Source organism: Collinsella sp. D33t1_170424_A12 (assembly GCF_015554865.1).
Lineage (GTDB): Bacteria > Actinomycetota > Coriobacteriia > Coriobacteriales > Coriobacteriaceae > Collinsella.
Window position 1 is genome coordinate 20729 of record NZ_JADNJJ010000046.1, and the last position, 16272, is coordinate 37000.

At 64.3% G+C, this 16272-nt stretch carries 13 protein-coding genes and 1 pseudogene; 8 read left to right on the top strand and 6 right to left on the bottom strand.

The window, feature by feature from the left end; genetic code table 11:
• Positions 1-243: 243 nt before the first annotated feature.
• On the bottom strand, positions 244-2049 hold the full coding sequence (locus I2E26_RS02335; RefSeq protein WP_195419466.1) for an ABC transporter ATP-binding protein: 1806 nt from the start codon (positions 2047-2049) through the stop codon (positions 244-246).
• A gap of 207 nt (positions 2050-2256) precedes the next feature.
• Between I2E26_RS02335 and I2E26_RS02340 the strand changes: the two genes are divergently transcribed.
• Positions 2257-2817, top strand: coding sequence for an NADPH-dependent FMN reductase (locus tag I2E26_RS02340; RefSeq protein ID WP_195419467.1), 561 nt, complete (start codon positions 2257-2259; stop codon positions 2815-2817).
• Between the two features lie 163 nt (positions 2818-2980).
• On the opposite strand, the gene ade is transcribed toward I2E26_RS02340, so the two are convergent.
• Entirely contained in the window at positions 2981-4801 is a 1821-nt protein-coding gene (gene ade, locus I2E26_RS02345; RefSeq protein WP_195419468.1) for an adenine deaminase, read from the bottom strand.
• Positions 4802-5032: 231 nt separating this feature from the next.
• On the opposite strand from ade, the gene I2E26_RS02350 reads away from it, so the two are divergent.
• The 5 genes from I2E26_RS02350 to I2E26_RS02370 all read left to right on the top strand — a co-directional run bounded on the left by I2E26_RS02350 (position 5033) and on the right by I2E26_RS02370 (position 9991).
• On the top strand, positions 5033-5539 hold the full coding sequence (locus I2E26_RS02350; RefSeq protein ID WP_229056348.1) for a hypothetical protein: 507 nt from the start codon (positions 5033-5035) through the stop codon (positions 5537-5539).
• 107 nt (positions 5540-5646) lie between these two features.
• Positions 5647-6519 (top strand): deoxyribonuclease IV, encoded by an 873-nt coding sequence (locus tag I2E26_RS02355; RefSeq protein WP_195419470.1) that lies wholly within the window; start codon positions 5647-5649, stop codon positions 6517-6519.
• Between the two features lie 392 nt (positions 6520-6911).
• Complete coding sequence (locus I2E26_RS02360) at positions 6912-7736, top strand: ABC transporter substrate-binding protein (RefSeq protein ID WP_195419471.1); 825 nt, start codon at positions 6912-6914, stop codon at positions 7734-7736.
• A 104-nt stretch (positions 7737-7840) separates the two neighbouring features.
• Entirely contained in the window at positions 7841-9229 is a 1389-nt protein-coding gene (locus tag I2E26_RS02365; protein WP_229056349.1) for an amino acid ABC transporter permease, read from the top strand.
• A 12-nt stretch (positions 9230-9241) separates the two neighbouring features.
• Entirely contained in the window at positions 9242-9991 is a 750-nt protein-coding gene (locus I2E26_RS02370; RefSeq protein WP_147587920.1) for an amino acid ABC transporter ATP-binding protein, read from the top strand.
• Between the two features lie 123 nt (positions 9992-10114).
• Here the strand turns inward: I2E26_RS02370 and I2E26_RS02375 are convergent, their stop codons facing one another.
• The 3 genes from I2E26_RS02375 to I2E26_RS02385 all read right to left on the bottom strand — a co-directional run bounded on the left by I2E26_RS02375 (position 10115) and on the right by I2E26_RS02385 (position 13223).
• Positions 10115-11341: an iron-containing alcohol dehydrogenase gene (locus I2E26_RS02375; RefSeq protein ID WP_195419472.1), complete on the bottom strand. Its 1227-nt coding sequence runs from the start codon at positions 11339-11341 to the stop codon at positions 10115-10117.
• An 87-nt stretch (positions 11342-11428) separates the two neighbouring features.
• The gene (locus I2E26_RS02380) at positions 11429-11812 is read right to left on the bottom strand and encodes a hypothetical protein (protein WP_195419473.1); all 384 of its coding nucleotides are present in this window, start codon (positions 11810-11812) and stop codon (positions 11429-11431) included.
• On the bottom strand, positions 11805-13223 hold the full coding sequence (locus I2E26_RS02385) for a DNA repair protein (protein ID WP_195419474.1): 1419 nt from the start codon (positions 13221-13223) through the stop codon (positions 11805-11807). Before I2E26_RS02385 ends, I2E26_RS02380 begins: the two co-directional genes overlap by 8 nt.
• A gap of 151 nt (positions 13224-13374) precedes the next feature.
• Between I2E26_RS02385 and I2E26_RS02390 the strand changes: the two genes are divergently transcribed.
• On the top strand, positions 13375-14130 hold the full coding sequence (locus I2E26_RS02390; protein WP_147587916.1) for a phosphatase PAP2 family protein: 756 nt from the start codon (positions 13375-13377) through the stop codon (positions 14128-14130).
• 53 nt (positions 14131-14183) lie between these two features.
• Positions 14184-15878 carry a glucose-6-phosphate isomerase gene (pgi, locus tag I2E26_RS02395; protein ID WP_195419475.1) on the top strand — a complete coding sequence of 565 codons (1695 nt, stop codon included), beginning with the start codon at positions 14184-14186 and terminating at the stop codon, positions 15876-15878.
• A gap of 33 nt (positions 15879-15911) precedes the next feature.
• Here pgi and I2E26_RS02400 read toward each other — a convergent pair.
• Positions 15912-16272: pseudogene (locus I2E26_RS02400) on the bottom strand (hypothetical protein); the annotation flags it as partial.

Sequence of the window (16272 nt, forward strand, 5' to 3'; positions counted from 1 at the left end):
AGGGCGCCGTGTGCAATCGCGACGACTTTTCACAGGCGCATCCTGCATCTGCAATATATACAGAAGCGATAGCAATTCAGCGACCTGCGGTTTTATGAGTGGAACGCGCCCGCTACCGAGCGATTTCGATTTTTGATGGGAAAAGTCGACAAGATTGCACACGGCGTGCATGGTGAACGGCTTTGCCCGGCGTCAATGCGGCGCGGATGGGGTGCAAACCGAGGGTGAAAGCGCTCACGCGCTTTATTCTCCGTCCAAAAACGCTCCGGTCTGGCGGTTCCACAGGGCGGCGTACTCGCCGCCCGCCGCCGCGAGTTCGGCGTGCGTGCCGTCCTCGACGATCTCGCCGTCAGCGAGGACGACGATGCGGTCGAGCGCGGCGACCGTTGAGAGGCGGTGCGCCACCACGATGGACGTGCGGCCGCGCATGAGGTTCTCGAGCGCATCCTGCACGAGCGCCTCGCTCTCGGAGTCCAGCGCGCTCGTGGCCTCGTCGAGTACCAGGATGGGCGCGTCGGTGAGGATGGCGCGGGCGATGGCCACGCGCTGGCGCTGGCCGCCGGAGAGCTTCACGCCGCGCTCGCCCACGAGCGTGTCGAGTCCGCTTGGCAGGCGGTCGATGAACTCGAGTGCGTTAGCGAGCTCGGCGGCGCGGCGTATCTCCTGATCGGTGGCGTCGGGGCGGCCGTAGGCTATGTTCTCGCGGATGGAGCGATGGAACAGCAGCGCCTCCTGCGGAACGTAGGCGATCTGGCGGCGCAGGCTCTGTTGCGTGCAGGCGGAGATGTCCTGGCCGTCCACGTACACATGGCCGTCTTGCACGTCGGACAGGCGCAGCAGCAGCTTGGTGAGGGTGGTCTTGCCGGATCCGGAGCGCCCCACCAGGCCGACGCGCTGGCCTGCGGGGATATGCAGGTTCAGATCGGTGAAGACCCTGTCGCCCTCTGCGGCGTCGGCATAGGCGAAGCCGAGGTGGTCGAAGTCGATGGAGCCCTCCCGCACCGCGAGCTCCGGCGCGCCGGGGGCGTCTTCCACGAGTCGGGGCTCGTCGAGGATGCGGGCCATCTCGCTCGCGTCGCCGATGGCGCGGTTCATGCGCTGCATCATCGAGTTGATGTAGTTGAAGCGCATGGAGAGCTGGTAGGTGTAGGAGAACATCATGACGAGCATGCCGCCCGAGATGCCGAACCAAGCGTTGCCGCCGGCTACGAAGATGGACACGATGAGCATGATCACGGTGATGATGCCACTCGTGGTGAACCCGCGCTGCATGGTGGCGCGCATGGAGCGGCTCTCCGCCCGCATGGTCGCGAGGTCCGCCTCGTCGAAGAGCTCCTTCTCGAAGTCCTCGCGCCCGCACGTCTTGACGGCCAGGATGTTGGTCACGGCGTCCGACAGCACGCCGGAGAGGCGGTTCTGCGCTTTGGCGGTGGCGGCGGACAGCGGCAGGATGCGCTGGTACATGCGCGTCGCCACGATCACGTATACCACGAGCATCACGGCGAGCGCCAGGGCATAGGCCGGGACGGCGGGCGCAAGCGCGATGAAGGTGCAGGCGGTGCTCGCGATGGTGGGGATCAGCGAGTACACGACCACGTCCACCATCTGGGTGTAGCCGCTCATGAACTTGCTCGTCTGGCTTACCAGCGCACCGCCGAAGCGGCTCGTGTGGAAGGTCATCGACTGGTTGGAGAGCGTGTCGAAGCACAGGCGTGCCAGGTGGTAGTTGCCGTTGATCTGCAGCTTGTAGACGGCGTAGTCCTGCAGCTTGGAGCATATCTGGCCGATGAGGTTCACCAGCAGTAACGCCAGGATGTAGGGGCCGAAGACCTCCCATACCTTATCGGCGGGCACGGGAGAGGCCTGCACGCGGTCCACGATGAGGCCCATCACCCAGGTGTTCACGAAGATGAGCAGCGCGATGTAGGCGATCGAGGTGAAGACGGCGAGCAGCGCCGCTCCCGGCACGAGCTTGGTGACCTCCCAGAAGCGCCTCAGCGTGCGCTTGACGGCCGGCTTCTCCAGCTTCTGGACGTTTCTTTGCGACATATGCTTCCCCCTGACGTTGTTTTCCTGACAAGGTTATCCCTTGAACCGCCCCTCGGGTCAAGTTCGATTCGCGCCCCCATGCCGCTTACTGCCGGCGGTATCGTTCGCACGTAATGGCGCATTGTCCTGGGCGGTGTTTTTGCGGCGCCGATTAGGGTAGAAATACTATCAACGAAGTAATACATCACCAACCCGAGGAGTTCGGATATGTCCCATAGCAAGAAGCTCGTATTCATCGTCGGCTCGCTGCGCCGCGGCTCGTTCAACCGCGCGCTCGCCGACTACGCGGCCGAGGTCGTGGGCAAGCGTGCCGAGGTCGAATACCTCGAGTACGCGGACCTTCCCCTGATGAACGAGGATATCGAGTTCCCGGCGCCGGCCGCCGTGGCGCGCGTCCGCGAGCAGGTCGAGTCGGCGGACGGCGTGTGGATCTTCTCGCCCGAGTACAACTTCAGCTATCCCGCGGGGCTGAAGAACGTGCTCGATTGGCTGAGCCGTCCGCAGGTGGCAGGCGATTTCGACGCCGCCGTCTCGCTCACCGACATGCCCGTCGCCATCTCGGGCGCGGGCGGCAAGGCCGCGAACGCCAACGTGCGCCGTCAGCTCGTCGAGCTGCTCGAATACGTAGAGGCGTCGATCGTGGGCGGAGAGGGCGAGGGGTTCGTGCTGCCCGCTTCCGCCTGGCAGACGGGCGTCTACGAGATCCCGGAGTGGGACAAGACGCGCATCGCCCTGCAGGCCGAGGACCTGCTCGCCGCCCTTCCGTAGCTGTTTGGTTGCCGTGGCGCCCCCTGGTTCGCTTTCGCGGCCGGAGGCATCGGACCGCGCCCCTTCCCGCGCCGAAAGCCCGAGGCCCCGGCCCCCGGTCGAATCTGACCGTGGGGCCGGGGCCTCGTCTCATGGATCGACTCGCTCGCTTCCGATCCGAGGACTAGGCTTCCTCGACGACCAGGGGGACGAACTGGAAGGTCAGGCAGTCGACCAGGCCGCGGTTGGTGAGGCGCAGGTCGGGCAGGCAGGCAAGGGAGGTCAGGCCCATGGTCATGAAGGGCGAGGGCATGGTGCAGCCCATCTCCTCCCAGGCGCGCTCGAGGCGCTCGACTTCCGAAGCCACCTCCTCGAGCTGCTTGGTGCTCATGAGGCCCGCGACGGGCAGCTCGACCAGCCCGAGGACCTCTCCGTCGCGTACCGCCACGGCGCCGCCGCCGCAGGATGCGAGGGCGTTGGCAGCGATGGCCATGTCCTCGTCGTTATCGCCGATGACCAGCAGGTTATGGGCGTCGTGCGCGACGGTCTGGGCCAGCGCGCCATGGATGCCGTAGCCGCAGGTGAAGCCGTAGCCGAAGGTTCCGGTCTCGTGATGGCGCTCGAAGACGAAGGCCTTGAGAACGTCGCCCTCGGCGTCGGCGACGAGCTCGCCGTCCACGATCGGCACATCCAGATGGCGCTCGACGTTGCTCACGCGGCCGGAGACGGCCTCCATCACGCGCACGCGGGCGGTGTCGCCGGAAAGGGCGTTTCCCTCGCCGTCGACCGCCGGGATGCGGAAGGTCTCGGGCGAGATCTGTACGCCGAGATGCATGGTGTTGAGGATCCAGTCGGGATAGGCGGCGCCGTCGACCTCGAACAGGGCCCGACCGTCCTCGGCCACCACCTCGCCGTCGATCATGGTCATCTGCACGTCGAAGTCCGTGAGGCTGCCCATGAGGACCATGTCGGCGCACTTGCCCGGGGCGATGCTGCCGAGCTCGTGCTCCATGTGGAAGCAGGTCGCGGTGTTGATGGTCACCATCTGCAGCGCGACGAGCGGATCGATGCCCTCTGCCACGGCGCGGCGCAGGATGTGGTCCAGGTGCCCGTACTCGACGAGCGTGTTGGGGTGGGTGTCGTCCGAGATGAGGTTCATGAAGCGCGTGTCGATGTCGCCCGCGGTGATGGCCGGCGCGAGGTGGGCCAGGTCGCGCCACGCCGATCCCTCGCGGAGCTGCGCGTACTGGCCCAGGCGCACCTTGGCGAGCACGTCCTCGGCGCGCGTCGACTCGTGGTCGCAGCGCACGCCGCTGGAGACGTAGGCGTTGAGCCCGCGGTCGGTCTCGGGGACCGAGTAATGGCCGGTCACGCATGCGTCCGCCCGAAGCGTCGCCTCGATCTCGCCCATGGGGTGCTCGGCGGCGGCGAGAACGCCGGGGAAGTTCATCATCTCGCCCAGGCCCACCACAAAGTCCCAGGTCATGCTCTCCGCGATGTCCTTAGGGCCGATGGCGCTGCCCGTATCCTCGAAGCCGGGAACCGCCGGCACGCAGGAGGGCGTGGTGACCATGGCCTTGAGCGGCGTGCGGCGCGCGTCCTCGACCATGACCTTGACGCCGTCGAGCCCCACGACGTTGGCGACCTCATGGGGATCCCAGTAGATGCCCACGGTGCCGTGGGGCACGACGGCGCGCGCATACTGGGAGGCGCCCATCATGGACGATTCCACGTGGATGTGGCCGTCAAGAAAGCCAGGGGCCAGGTAGCGTCCGTCGGCGTCGATCACGCGGGTCCCCTCGCCGATGCAATGGGAGGCATCGCCCACGTAGGCGACGCGCCCGCAGGCTATGGCGACGTCGACGCCCTCTTGGACCTCGCGGGTGTTGACGTTCACGAGCTTCGCGCCTTTGATGACGGTCTCGGCGGGTTGGGTTCCCTGGGCGACGGCGATGAGGGTGGGGCTGCACTCCCATAGCGGCGCCTTGCAGAATGTATTGATCACGCGTGCTCCTTTCTACTGGGTTATTCATTGGCACCATCTTACCCATTTTCACAATTGCGGAGGAATCGCGAAGGCGAGTTGGGGTTTTTGTCGCAAACGACCGCTTGTCGTGTTTTTCAACCGCTTATCGTGGATATTCGGCGGCCTTCTCGGAGGGAGGTGGTCGAGCTGGCGGGCGCCTGGGATATCGGGGATAATCGGGGACGTTGTGACAACGTTGAAAGGATGCTTATGAGCTTCGACGCACGTATCACCCGCCGCAGCGCCCTTGTGCTCGCGGCTTCGCTGCTGCTTGCCGGCTGCGCTCCCGCAGCAACGGATGGATCTGCTCCGGCTGGCTCCATGGCCGGTAGCGCCGCCGTCTCGGATGCCGGCCCCGCTTGGGAGGCCACGCTGGACGCCGAGGCGCCCTTCCTTAACGTTGAGGGCCAAGAGGGCGCCGCCATGCCCGGCGACCTCTGGACGCAGCTCGATGATGGCACCATCCAGGTGCAGGTTGCCGGCTCCTCCATCCCCGAGCCCGCTGTCGACCGCGTGGATTTCGCCGACGGCGTCCTCACCCTCACCATGGCCGTGCCGGACGAGAACACCCCCGCCACCATGGACCTGGTGCTCCATCAGTTCATGGTGAAGCCGGTCGACAAGGCCGAGGTGAAGACTGTTAAGCTGGTCCGCGGTTCCGACGAGGTCGAGCTCGCCCGCGGCGTTGTTGCGCCCGCTGTGGAGCTTGCCGAATAAGACGCATTTCGCGTATCGCGCCGCTATGCTAGGGCGCGCTATCGACTGGATGGCTCGCGGTGCCCGTTGTCGGACGGGTGCCGCGAGCTTTATGTATGGGGGCTCGCATGCTTGCAATCGGATGCCATCTTTCCACCACCAAGGGATACGAGGCGATGGGTAGGACCGCGCTGGATATCGGGGCCAACACGTTCGCCTTCTTCACGCGAAACCCGCGTGGCGGTAACGCCAAGGCGCTTGATCCGGCCGACGTGGCCGCCCTGCAGAAGCTGTTGGACGACGAGGGGTTCGCGCGCCTGGTGGCGCACGCGCCTTACACCTATAATCCCTGCTCGGCAAAGGAACGGGCGCGTGAGTTCGCACTCCAGGCTATGGCTGAGGACCTGCAGCGATTGGAGATGCTTCCCGGCCACTACTACAATTTCCACCCCGGGGCCCATGTGGGGCAGGGTGCCGAGCGCGGCATCGAGCTGATCGTCGACTGCCTGTGCCAGGTGATGTTCGAGGGGCAGCGCACCACCGTGCTGCTCGAGACCATGGCTGGCAAGGGGACCGAGGTCGGCCGCAGCTTCGAAGAGATAATGGCCATCATCCGCGGCGTCATCGCCCGTCGCCCCGAGCTCGATGGTCTGCTTGGCGTGTGCATGGATACCTGCCACGTGAGCGATGCCGGCTACGATATCATCGGCGACCTCGATGGCGTGGTGGAGGAGTTCGACCGCGTGGTGGGGCTCGAGCGCCTGCGTGCGGTTCATATCAACGATTCCAAGAACCCGCGCGGCGCGCACAAGGACCGGCACGAGGTGATCGGCGGCGGCTACTTGGGCAATGCCGAGCTCGGAGGCGGCGAGTCCGTCTTGCAGGCGATCGTGACGCATCCGGCGTTGAGCGACCTGCCGTTTATTCTGGAGACCCCGCACGACGAGCTTTCCGGTTATGCGGAAGAGATCGCCTATCTGCGCGGGCTCGCGGATCGCTAGCGACTGCCGCCGCCGATGCCGCATCTGCCGCTGCAGGCATGCCGCCGTTTCCATCTTAATATTCCTGTTATGGGAGGCCGCAGGGTCTCCCATATTTATGCATACACACCCTATGGGAACGGTATGCGAATATACAATTCTGCACGTTAGGCCAGCTACTTACTAGCACGGTGATAATGAGTAAAGTGTCGAGTCGCGACCCCATGTTTCACAAAGAATCAAAATGTTTTGCATAAAACAGCGTAGTCTGTGGTATTTTTCGAATACAATTCTTTAGGCGCTGCATATTGTGTCTTTAGATTCTTATGCATGCATATCCTCGTATACTACCAGTTAAGGAACTTGTTCACATGAGAATAAGTGCGTCACGTATACGTTGGAAAGGATAGGTTATGCGTAAGATCGGTATGGGGATGGCTATGGTTTCGACTGCGCTTGCCGGCGCTTTGATGCTTGCGGGGTGCGGCGGGGCTCCGAGTGCGAACGGTTCGTCGCACGATTCGCCTGATGGCGCAGAGATGCAGTTGGTGACGAACGGCGTGCTTACCGTCGGCACCTCCGCAGAGTACGAGCCGTTCGAGTATATGCAGGATGGCGAATATAAGGGCTTCGACCTCGATCTGGCTCGAGCGATCGCGGAAGACCTCGATCTTGAGCTGAAGATCGAGAACGTCGATTTCGACACGATCGTTCCGGGCGTGGCGTCGGGCGCTAAGTACGATGTGGGCATCGCCGCTATCACCGCCACGCCAGAGCGTGAGGACCAAGTCGATTTCACCGAGTCCTATTATCTCGATGACCAGGCGATCGTCACGATGGCCGATAACGCCGAGGTGACCGGCGACACCTGCTTCGACGTTTTGAATGCCGATGGCGTGAAGATCGCCGTGCAGTCCGGTTCGACCGCCGAGGCCTTTGCACGCGAGAACTTCCCGAAGGCCTCGTTGGTGCCCTTCAAGAACGCGACGGATTGCTTCGCTGCCGTCCAGTCGAACCAGGCGGTGGCCCTCGTGACCAATCGCTCCGTTGCGGCGCAGCTGGTGGCAACGTCCTTTACGAACGAGCATGTTATCAAGCAGGTTTCAACGGGCGAGGAGTATGCCATCGCTGTAGGCAAGGCAAATCCCGCTTTGAGGGAAGCCCTCGATGCGTCGATCGAGAAGCTCGCCGCCGACGGGACCATCGACGCGTTGATGGCGCAGTACAACATCAAATAGGTTGCGCATGGCTCGTGCGGGCTCGGTCGGCCGGGCCCGCACGATGGGGGATGCTGGGAGCTCGCCGCATATCGGCGGGATAATCTGCACGAAGGGGATACACGATGAAGATGAATGATGCGGTGCCGCTTTCCTCGCGGCTCGATGCCGGCGCCCGCACGCGGCGCGCGCTCCGCACCCTTGCCCTCGCTTGCTGCGCGCTGGTGCTTGCGGTCTGGGCGGGGATGTCGACGCCGCAGCGCGCCGATGCGCTAGAGGTCGAGAAGCTCACCTGTCGGCCTAATGGCGATTCGGGAAGCGAAGTGCTCGGCGGATCGGAGACGCGCATCACCTGGGAAGTCCAGGCTGCTGCTGACGAATCGCTCGCGGGGCTGAGCCTTACGGTTCCCGAGGGCACGGCGTATGAGACCGACGATCTGCGTCTCACCATGCTGTCCGGTGACGATCTAATGGATCGCGAGTTCATCGAGCCCGAAATCAAGCAGGACGGCGCGACGCTCCGCCTTGCGTTCCCCCAGGCAGCTCCTGCGGGACGATATTTCCGTCTCGAGGTCTACGGCGTCGTGTTCCCCGCGGCGGGCGGTGAGATGCAATGTCGCGGTGCGTACGAGCTTGCCGACGGAACCAGCCACGATGTGGAGGGTATTCCCGCAGTCGCTATCACCGCGGTGACGCCGCTCGACCAGTTCAAGGTGTTTCTCGAGCAGCAGCCCTGGGTACAGGCATGGAATTCCAACACCTTCCTGCGCCTGTTCTTCAATCCCGTGCTCATCGTGAGCAGCCTGCCCATCATCTTCGGCGGCTTTCTCATGTCGCTTGCCATCGTGTTGCTGGCATTTCCCGTCGCGATCCCGTTCGGCTTCCTATTCGCCCTCATGCGACTTTCGAATTCGCGCATCTTGCGCGCACTGGCGGGGGTGTACGTGAACCTCATCCGCGGCACGCCGGCGTTTCTCCAGATCTACATCGCGTTCTTCGGCTTACCGCTTGCCGGCATCAACATCGATAACTATGCGCTCGGCGTGATCGTTATGGCCATGAACTCCGCTGCGTATCTGTGCGAGATTTTCCGTGCGGGCATCCAGTCGATTCCCAAGGGCCAGTCCGAGGCGGCGCGCTCGCTGGGCATGAACGCCGTGCAGACGATGGTCTATATCATCGTGCCGCAGACGTTCCGCAACGTTATCCCTACGCTCACCAGCGAGTTTATCCTGCTATATAAGGATACGTCGCTGCTTGCCGCCGTGGGCGTCATGGAGATCGTCATGTATGCCAAGACCATCGTCGCTACGACGGGCTCGATTACGCCCTATGTCGTGGCAGCGCTGTTCTACCTCGTCGTCACGCTGCCGCTCGCTCGCGTGGTGAGCGTGCTCGAGGCGCGTTTGATGGGGGCGACTGCCGGTACCTCGGCCGGACCCGCGGCGAAGAAGCCGTTGAAGAGCGCGGGCACCGTGGTGCCGACGCCGCCCGACCATATCGCTGGTTTGTAAGGGAGCATGAAGATGAGCAATGTGAATGGTGCCGATATCGCGGTGAGCATCCGTGGTCTTCAGAAGAGCTTCGGCGATAACGTGGTGCTGCGTTCGATCGATCTGGATGTGCGTCGTGGCGAGGTCGTCGTGGTCCTGGGGCCGTCGGGATCGGGCAAGTCCACGATGCTGCGATGCGTGAACCTGCTTGAGACCCCCACGGGTGGTTCGATCGTTTTTAACGGCGAGGATATCACCAAGCGCGGCGTGGATATCAACAAGGTGCGCGCCAAGCTGGGCATGGTGTTTCAGCAGTTCAACCTGTTCCCCAATATGTCTGCAAAGAAGAACGTCATGATCGCGCAGGAGAAGGTGCTCAAGCGCTCGCGTGAAGAGGCCGAGGCGGTGGCGCTCGAAGAGCTTGCAAAGGTGGGCTTGGCCGACCGCGTTGATTTCATGCCCGGCCAGCTCTCCGGCGGTCAGCAGCAGCGCGTTGCCATCGCTCGTGCGCTGGCTATGAATCCAGAGGTGATGTTGTTCGACGAGGCGACGTCTGCCCTCGATCCAGAGCTCGTGCGCGACGTGTTGGGCGTCATGCGCGACCTTGCTCGTGACGGTATGACTATGATCGTGGTGACGCACGAGATGCAGTTCGCCCGCGATGTGGCCGACCGCGTGGTCTTCATGGACGGTGGCGTGATCGTGGAGGAAGGCACGCCCGAGGATGTGTTCGACCATCCGAAGTCAGAGCGCACGAAGGACTTCCTGGGCCATATCTCGTAGATCTGGCCGGGGGCGGGCGCATGGCGGCGATCGCCTTCGCCCCTGAGCGCCCCGCCGGTCATGGCCGCGCCCCGTATCCCAGTGCCTGCGGCTGGGGATACGGGGCGCTCGCCTCGAGGGCTTCTATAGGGCGCTGCGATAGATCTCGCGAGCGTCGTCGAGCGTGAGCACCTTGAAGCTGCCAAACGTTGCGCCGCGGTTGATCTCGAGTCCCGGGATCAACGCGTCGATGTCCTCTTCGCGTACGCCGAGCTCATTCAGGCTGGCGGGCATGCCCATCGATACGAAGAACTCCTGAAGCTCGTCTATGGTTGCTTCGACGGCGTAGCCCACTGCGAGCTCGGGCTCGATATCGATGCCGTCTTCCTCGGGGTCGACGGGTTCGATATCGAAGACCTGCTTGCCGAACTCCAAGAAGCGCTCCGGATGCTCGGTCCATACGGCGCGCATCCACGCGGGGAATATCACCGCGAGTCCGGCGCCGTGGGTGATCGAGGTGTCGAAGGCCGAGAGCTCGTGTTCCAGTCCATGACATGTCCAGTCGCCGTCGCGGCCGCTGGGTACGGCCATGCCGCATCCCGCTAGACCGTTGTGCGCGAGGGTGCCGATCCACATGAGCTCGGCCCGTGCGTCGTAGTCGTCGGGGTCGTCCATGACGCGGGTCGCCGCTTTCATGGCGGCGCGAATGAGCCCGCAGGCGACGTTGTCCGTAACGCCCACGGCGGGTTCGCCGGAAAAGAACCGCTCCATGATATGGGCGATCATGTCGGTCGCGCCGGCCGCCGTCTGGTAGGGCGGCAGGGTAAAGGTGAGCTCCGGATCCATGAACGCGATGACCGGGCGGTTGAGGTCGGTGTTCACGCCGCATTTGAGGTGCTCGGCATCGTTGCTGATCACGCAGGAGTTCGATCCCTCCGAGCCCGAAGCGGGAATGGTGAGTACGCAGGCGAGCGGAATGCGGTCGCTCGGCGTGGCGCGTTTGCGGAAGAAATCCCACACGTCCCCGTCGTAGGGCGTACCGAGCGAGATGGCCTTGGCGCAGTCGATGGCGGAACCGCCGCCGACGGGGAGGATGATGTCGACGTCGTTCTCGCGGGCGCTGGCTATACCGCGGCGCACCAGTCCTATCTCGGGGTTCGGTCGGACGCCTCCCAGTTCGACGGTTTCGATCCCAGCTGCCTCGAGCGAGCGCTTCACGCGATCGAGCGTGCCGGCGCGCACCGCCGAGCCCTCGCCGTAGACGACGAGCGCGCGGCGGTATCCTTCCGCTGCGAGCACGGTGCCCACGGCGTCCGTCACGCCGCGGCCGAATTCGAAGCGCGTGGGCGAGTAGAAGGAAAAGTCGTTCATTGGTGCTCCTTAGCATGGGGTGCCGGTTCTCTCGTGCCTACGATACCCGATTGGCGCCTCGTGGGCGCCGTCATGGCCGAGCGTGCATCACGCCCGATGCGAGCGGCCCGCTTCCGCATCGCCGCCTCGCTCGATGGCGCGGATGTCGTCCAGGCCCACGACGGCGTGGGCGAGCCGAAGCTTGCGGAATGCGGGCTCGATGCTATGGACGATATCGGTCCTCGTGATGTATCCGTCCCAATCGTAATAGGTTACGCGTACCAGGTCTCCCTTCTTCAGCTGCATGAGCTGGCGGGAAAGGGATTCCGCCTCCTCTTCGGTGAGCTCGTGTTTGGGCTCCACGATGCGCTCCTGTTCGCGGGCGAGCTGGTAGTAGCCCGTCAGCGCGGCGAATGGCATGAACTGGGCTGCGCGGTCTGCTCGCTTATGGCCCGCGCGCGTGGTGCCCGAGAGCCGTTGCGGATTAGGCATGGTGTCCTCCAACCTGGTTGTTGCGCTCGCGCCCGGTGGCGCCGCGCTTGAAATTTGTTCCTTTGAGCAGGGCGTTTTTGCCGTAGCGCTGCTTGACGTCCAGCACGGTGCGCTGCAGCCTGCGCTCCTGCTCTTCCGCCTCTACGTCGCAGAAGAGGTCGTAGCTCGCCATCTCCTCGGGAATGAGGTTGCCCATGCCGATGTTGATGCGTCGGATGGGCCGTTTCGGATCGATCGTGTCGCGGAATAGATGGTCGAAATGGCGCATGAGGTGCTTGAACGAATTGGTCTGCTCGCCGATCTTTCGCTGCCCGCCGGCGTGGGCGTAGGCCGCGCGCCCGGCGACGGGCCTGGTGCCGTGCTCGCCTGTGAACAACGGCCCCGCATGCGCCGCGCCGCCGCGCGCTCCTATGAGCGCGGTGTCGTCGAGCGCGCTGTGGCGCGCCGGATCGAGGCAGCCGGGGGGAAGGGCGTCGTTCGGCGCGGCGCCCCGGCCGTAGCCGACGTAGAGCGAGATGCGGTCGCATACGGCGCGCCGGTCCACGAGGTCGAGCGCCGAGGCGTCGACCATCTCGCGCAAGACGGTATACGCCTCGGTATAGCTATAGTCGCGTGCGAGGACCTGTCCGTTGCTGAGCGATGTGGCGGCGGGCCGGTAGGCGTGGATATCCGCTATGGTGCAGGGTTCGCGTCCATGCGCATGGTCGATGAGGTATTCGGCGTTCACACCGAGCTCTCGATAGAGGATCTCCTCGTTGAGGGCGGCGACCCCCATGAGGTCGAAGACGTTGTAGCGGGCCAGGCGCGCGGCTATGCCGGGACCGATCCCCCATATGTCGGTGATGGGCCGGTGCGGCCAGATGAGGCGTCGGAACGAATCGTCGTCGAGGACGCCGATGCCGTCCGGCACATGCTTCGCCGTGATATCGAGGGCGACCTTGGCCAGGAACAGGTTGGGTCCGACCCCCGCGGTGGCGCAGATGCCGGTGCGGGTCCGCACGGCGTCCATGAGGCGTCGGGCGAACTCGCGCGCCGTAAGGCCGTAGAGTGCGAGGTAGGGCGTCGCATCGATGAAGCATTCATCGATGGAATAGACGTGCACGTCTTCGGCGCTCACGTATTCCAGGTAGATGCCGTAGATCTTGGCGGATACCTCCATGTAATGGCGCATGCGCGGCTTGGCCATGATGTAGTCGACGTGCGCCGGGATGTCGAAGACGCGGCAGCGGTTGCGGATACCGAGCTTCTTCATGGCGGGCGTGATGGCCAGGCAGATGGTGGAGGGCCCGCGGTCGGGATCGGCCACGACAAGGTTGGTGGTAAAGGGGTCGCGCCCGCGGTCCGCGCATTCCACGCTCGCGTAGAACGTCTTCAAGTCGATGCAGATGTAGGTGCGTTGCGCGTCTCCCATGGCCACCCCTATGCGAACATACGTTTCTAGAACTTCTGTTCGATACTATACGCTCGCGCGGACGCCGTCAAAAGGGGGATGGGGGATAGAGCGGCGCATCGGTTGGGTACAATGCCCCTCACATGCACGTCGTAGGGAGGAGAGGATTTTTGTGGAGAGTTTCGACGAGCGTTCGCCGCTGGCTCCCGAGGAGCGCCGCGAGGCGCCGCGTCGCCTGAGGGACTCGGTGCGTACGAACAGGCGCGCCCTCTTGGTGCTGGCGTGCCTGGGCATCTTCCTCTTTCTTATGGTCGAGGTCCTCGAGGGCGAGGCCATGCGCATCGACCAGCTCGCGTATTGGGCCATCGTCGAGAACCTGCGCGCCGATTGGCTCACGCCCATCATGGAGGCGTTCTCGGCGCTTGCAACGCCGATGGTGCTCGTGGGCATGCTGCTCGTGATCGCCGCGTTCGCCCCCGGGCGCCGTCCCGGTTGGTTCTGCACGGTCAACCTTGCGTTGGCCGCGCTGCTCAACGTGGTGCTCAAGGCCATCGTCCAGCGTCCGCGTCCCGAGGGGTTCCGCCTCGCGGTCGAGACGGGGTTCAGCTTCCCTTCGGGTCATTCGATGGCGGCTATGGCGTTTTTCGGCTTGATCGTCTGGATGGTATGGCGCTATGAGCGCGACCGCGGGCAGCGCCTGCTGCTTACCGGGGCGTTCTCCTTCATCATCGTGATGATCGGCGTGAGCCGCGTATACCTGGGCGTCCATTATGCATCGGACGTCATCGGCGGGTTCTGCGCCTCGCTTATATGGCTTGCCGCTTACACGCGATTGGCTGCACCCGTCTTCTTGGGCGAGCCCAAGGCGGGCGATTCGCGATACAATGAGCGTGCTGGACAGTCGGGCTCCCGGGGAGGGGCCGTCTAGTCGGGGGCGACGCTTTCGCGCCGTCCGATGCGTCTATGTCAAGGAGGAAGCATATGACCGCCGTTTCCGCACCTATCGATGCTACCCAGACCCCTGCGTGGGCCGCGCTGCAGAAGCATCACGACGAACTCGTCGAGCACGGTATCAGTCTTAAGGATTGGTTCGACGCCGATCCGGAGCGCGTCTCCAAGATGAGCTTCGACGTCGCCGGTTTGCACTTCGACCTCTCCAAGAACCTGGTAACCGACGAGACGCTCGAGCTTCTTGCCGAGTTGGGCCGCGCGGTGAACCTCGAGTCCCGTCGCGACGCCATGTTCGCCGGCGAGCACATCAACACCACCGAAGACCGCGCCGTCCTGCACACCGCCCTGCGCCGTCCCGCGTCCGAGGCCGGTACCCTCATGGTCGACGGCCAGGACGTCGTCGCCGACGTGCACGAGGTGCTCGGCCGCATGTACGCCTTTGCCGAGCGCGTGCGCTCCGGCGAGTGGAAGGGCGTTTCCGGAAAGCGCATCGAGCATGTGCTGTCCATCGGCATCGGCGGTTCCGACCTGGGTCCCGTCATGGTCTACGAGGCGCTCAAGCCCTATGCCGACGCCGGTATCGACTGCACGTATGTTTCCAATATCGATCCCAACGACATGGCCGAGAAGGTCCGCGGCCTCGATCCCGAGACCACGCTGGTGATCGTCGTCTCCAAGACGTTCACCACGCTCGAGACGCTTACCAACGCGCGCGAGGCCAAGACCTGGATGCTTGAGAGCCTGCGCGCGGCCGGTGCTATCGACGGCACTCCCGAGCAGGACGCCGAGGCCATCGCGAAGCACTTCGTGGCCGTTTCCACGGCACTCGACCTCGTTGCCGATTTCGGCATCGACCCCGAAAACGCCTTCGGTTTCTGGAACTGGGTGGGCGGCCGCTACTCCGTCGACTCCGCCGTGGGCCTGTCGCTCATCGTCGCCCTCGGCCCCGAGCGCTTCCAGGCGTTCCTCGAGGGCTTCCATGCTATCGACCGCGCGTTCGCCGAGACCCCGCTTGAGGAGAACGTCGTCGCCCTTATGGGCCTGCTGAACGTGTGGTACGTCAACTTCTTCGGCGCCGAGAGCCATGCCGTGCTGCCTTACAACCAGTACCTGCATCGATTCCCCGCGTACCTGCAGCAGCTCACCATGGAGTCGAACGGCAAGCAGGTGCGCTGGGATGGTTCCCCCATCACCTCCGCTACGGGCGAGATCTTCTGGGGCGAGCCCGGCACCAACGGCCAGCACGCCTTCTACCAGCTGATCCATCAGGGCACCCGTATGGTCCCCGCGGATTTCATCGCCTTCGTCAACACGCCCAACCCGGTTGCGGACAACGGCCAGGACGTCCATGAGCTCTTCTTGGGCAACTTCCTCGCCCAGACCAAGGCGCTTGCCTTCGGTAAGACCGCCGACGAGGTGCGTGCCGAGGGCACTGCCGAGTGGATGGTGCCTGCGCGCGTGTTCGAGGGCAACCGCCCCACCACCTCCATCTTCGGTGTGGACCTTACGCCCGAGGCGCTCGGCGCGCTCATCGCCCTGTACGAGCACATCACCTTCGTCGAGGGCGTTGTGTGGGGAATCGATTCCTACGACCAGTGGGGCGTCGAGCTCGGCAAGCAGCTCGCCAAGCAGATCACGCCCGCGTTCCACGACGACGAGGCCCTTGCCGGCCAGGACGCGTCCACCAAGGCCCTGATCGAGTACTATCGCGCGAACCGCCGGTAATCCAGGGTATCTTCATGCGCCGAGGCGCCCGCGCTAGAGCCCGGGAAGGGTCTCCTGCGCGGGCGCCTCGGTCTCGTTCGCTCCGGACCCGCCGGGGCGAACGAGCTTCCCGCGCCAGTAGCGCTGGGCGATTGGCGCGGTGAGGGGCAGGACGAGATCCTCGTAATCATCGAGGCTCTTCAGGTCGAAGAAGCGGCCCGCCGGCACGTAGAAGAGCGCGACGGGTTTTCCCGCGCTCAGCAGCTGCCAGACGTTTCGCAGGGTGCCGCTGCTCACGCTCTCGCGCCCGAACCGGCTGGTGTAGACGTCGCTCCAGACCATGAGGCCGTGCGTGGCGCGCTCGCCCATGGCTTCATCTTTGATCGTCATGAGCGCCTTGCCCGTGAGGGGGGAG

Excerpts from the sequence above, each read along its gene's own strand:
- I2E26_RS02335 (WP_195419466.1), bottom strand. The coding sequence starts at position 2,049 with ATGTCGCAAAGAAACGTCCAGAAGCTGGAGAAGCCGGCCGTCAAGCGC.
- I2E26_RS02365 (WP_229056349.1), top strand. The coding sequence starts at position 7,841 with ATGAAGATGAATGATGCGGTGCCGCTTTCCTCGCGGCTCGATGCCGGC.
- I2E26_RS02340 (WP_195419467.1), top strand. The coding sequence starts at position 2,257 with ATGTCCCATAGCAAGAAGCTCGTATTCATCGTCGGCTCGCTGCGCCGC.
- I2E26_RS02370 (WP_147587920.1), top strand. The coding sequence starts at position 9,242 with ATGAGCAATGTGAATGGTGCCGATATCGCGGTGAGCATCCGTGGTCTT.
- I2E26_RS02355 (WP_195419470.1), top strand. The coding sequence starts at position 5,647 with ATGCTTGCAATCGGATGCCATCTTTCCACCACCAAGGGATACGAGGCG.
- I2E26_RS02350 (WP_229056348.1), top strand. The coding sequence starts at position 5,033 with ATGAGCTTCGACGCACGTATCACCCGCCGCAGCGCCCTTGTGCTCGCG.
- pgi (WP_195419475.1), top strand. The coding sequence starts at position 14,184 with ATGACCGCCGTTTCCGCACCTATCGATGCTACCCAGACCCCTGCGTGG.
- I2E26_RS02380 (WP_195419473.1), bottom strand. The coding sequence starts at position 11,812 with ATGCCTAATCCGCAACGGCTCTCGGGCACCACGCGCGCGGGCCATAAG.
- I2E26_RS02375 (WP_195419472.1), bottom strand. The coding sequence starts at position 11,341 with ATGAACGACTTTTCCTTCTACTCGCCCACGCGCTTCGAATTCGGCCGC.
- I2E26_RS02360 (WP_195419471.1), top strand. The coding sequence starts at position 6,912 with ATGCGTAAGATCGGTATGGGGATGGCTATGGTTTCGACTGCGCTTGCC.
- I2E26_RS02385 (WP_195419474.1), bottom strand. The coding sequence starts at position 13,223 with ATGGGAGACGCGCAACGCACCTACATCTGCATCGACTTGAAGACGTTC.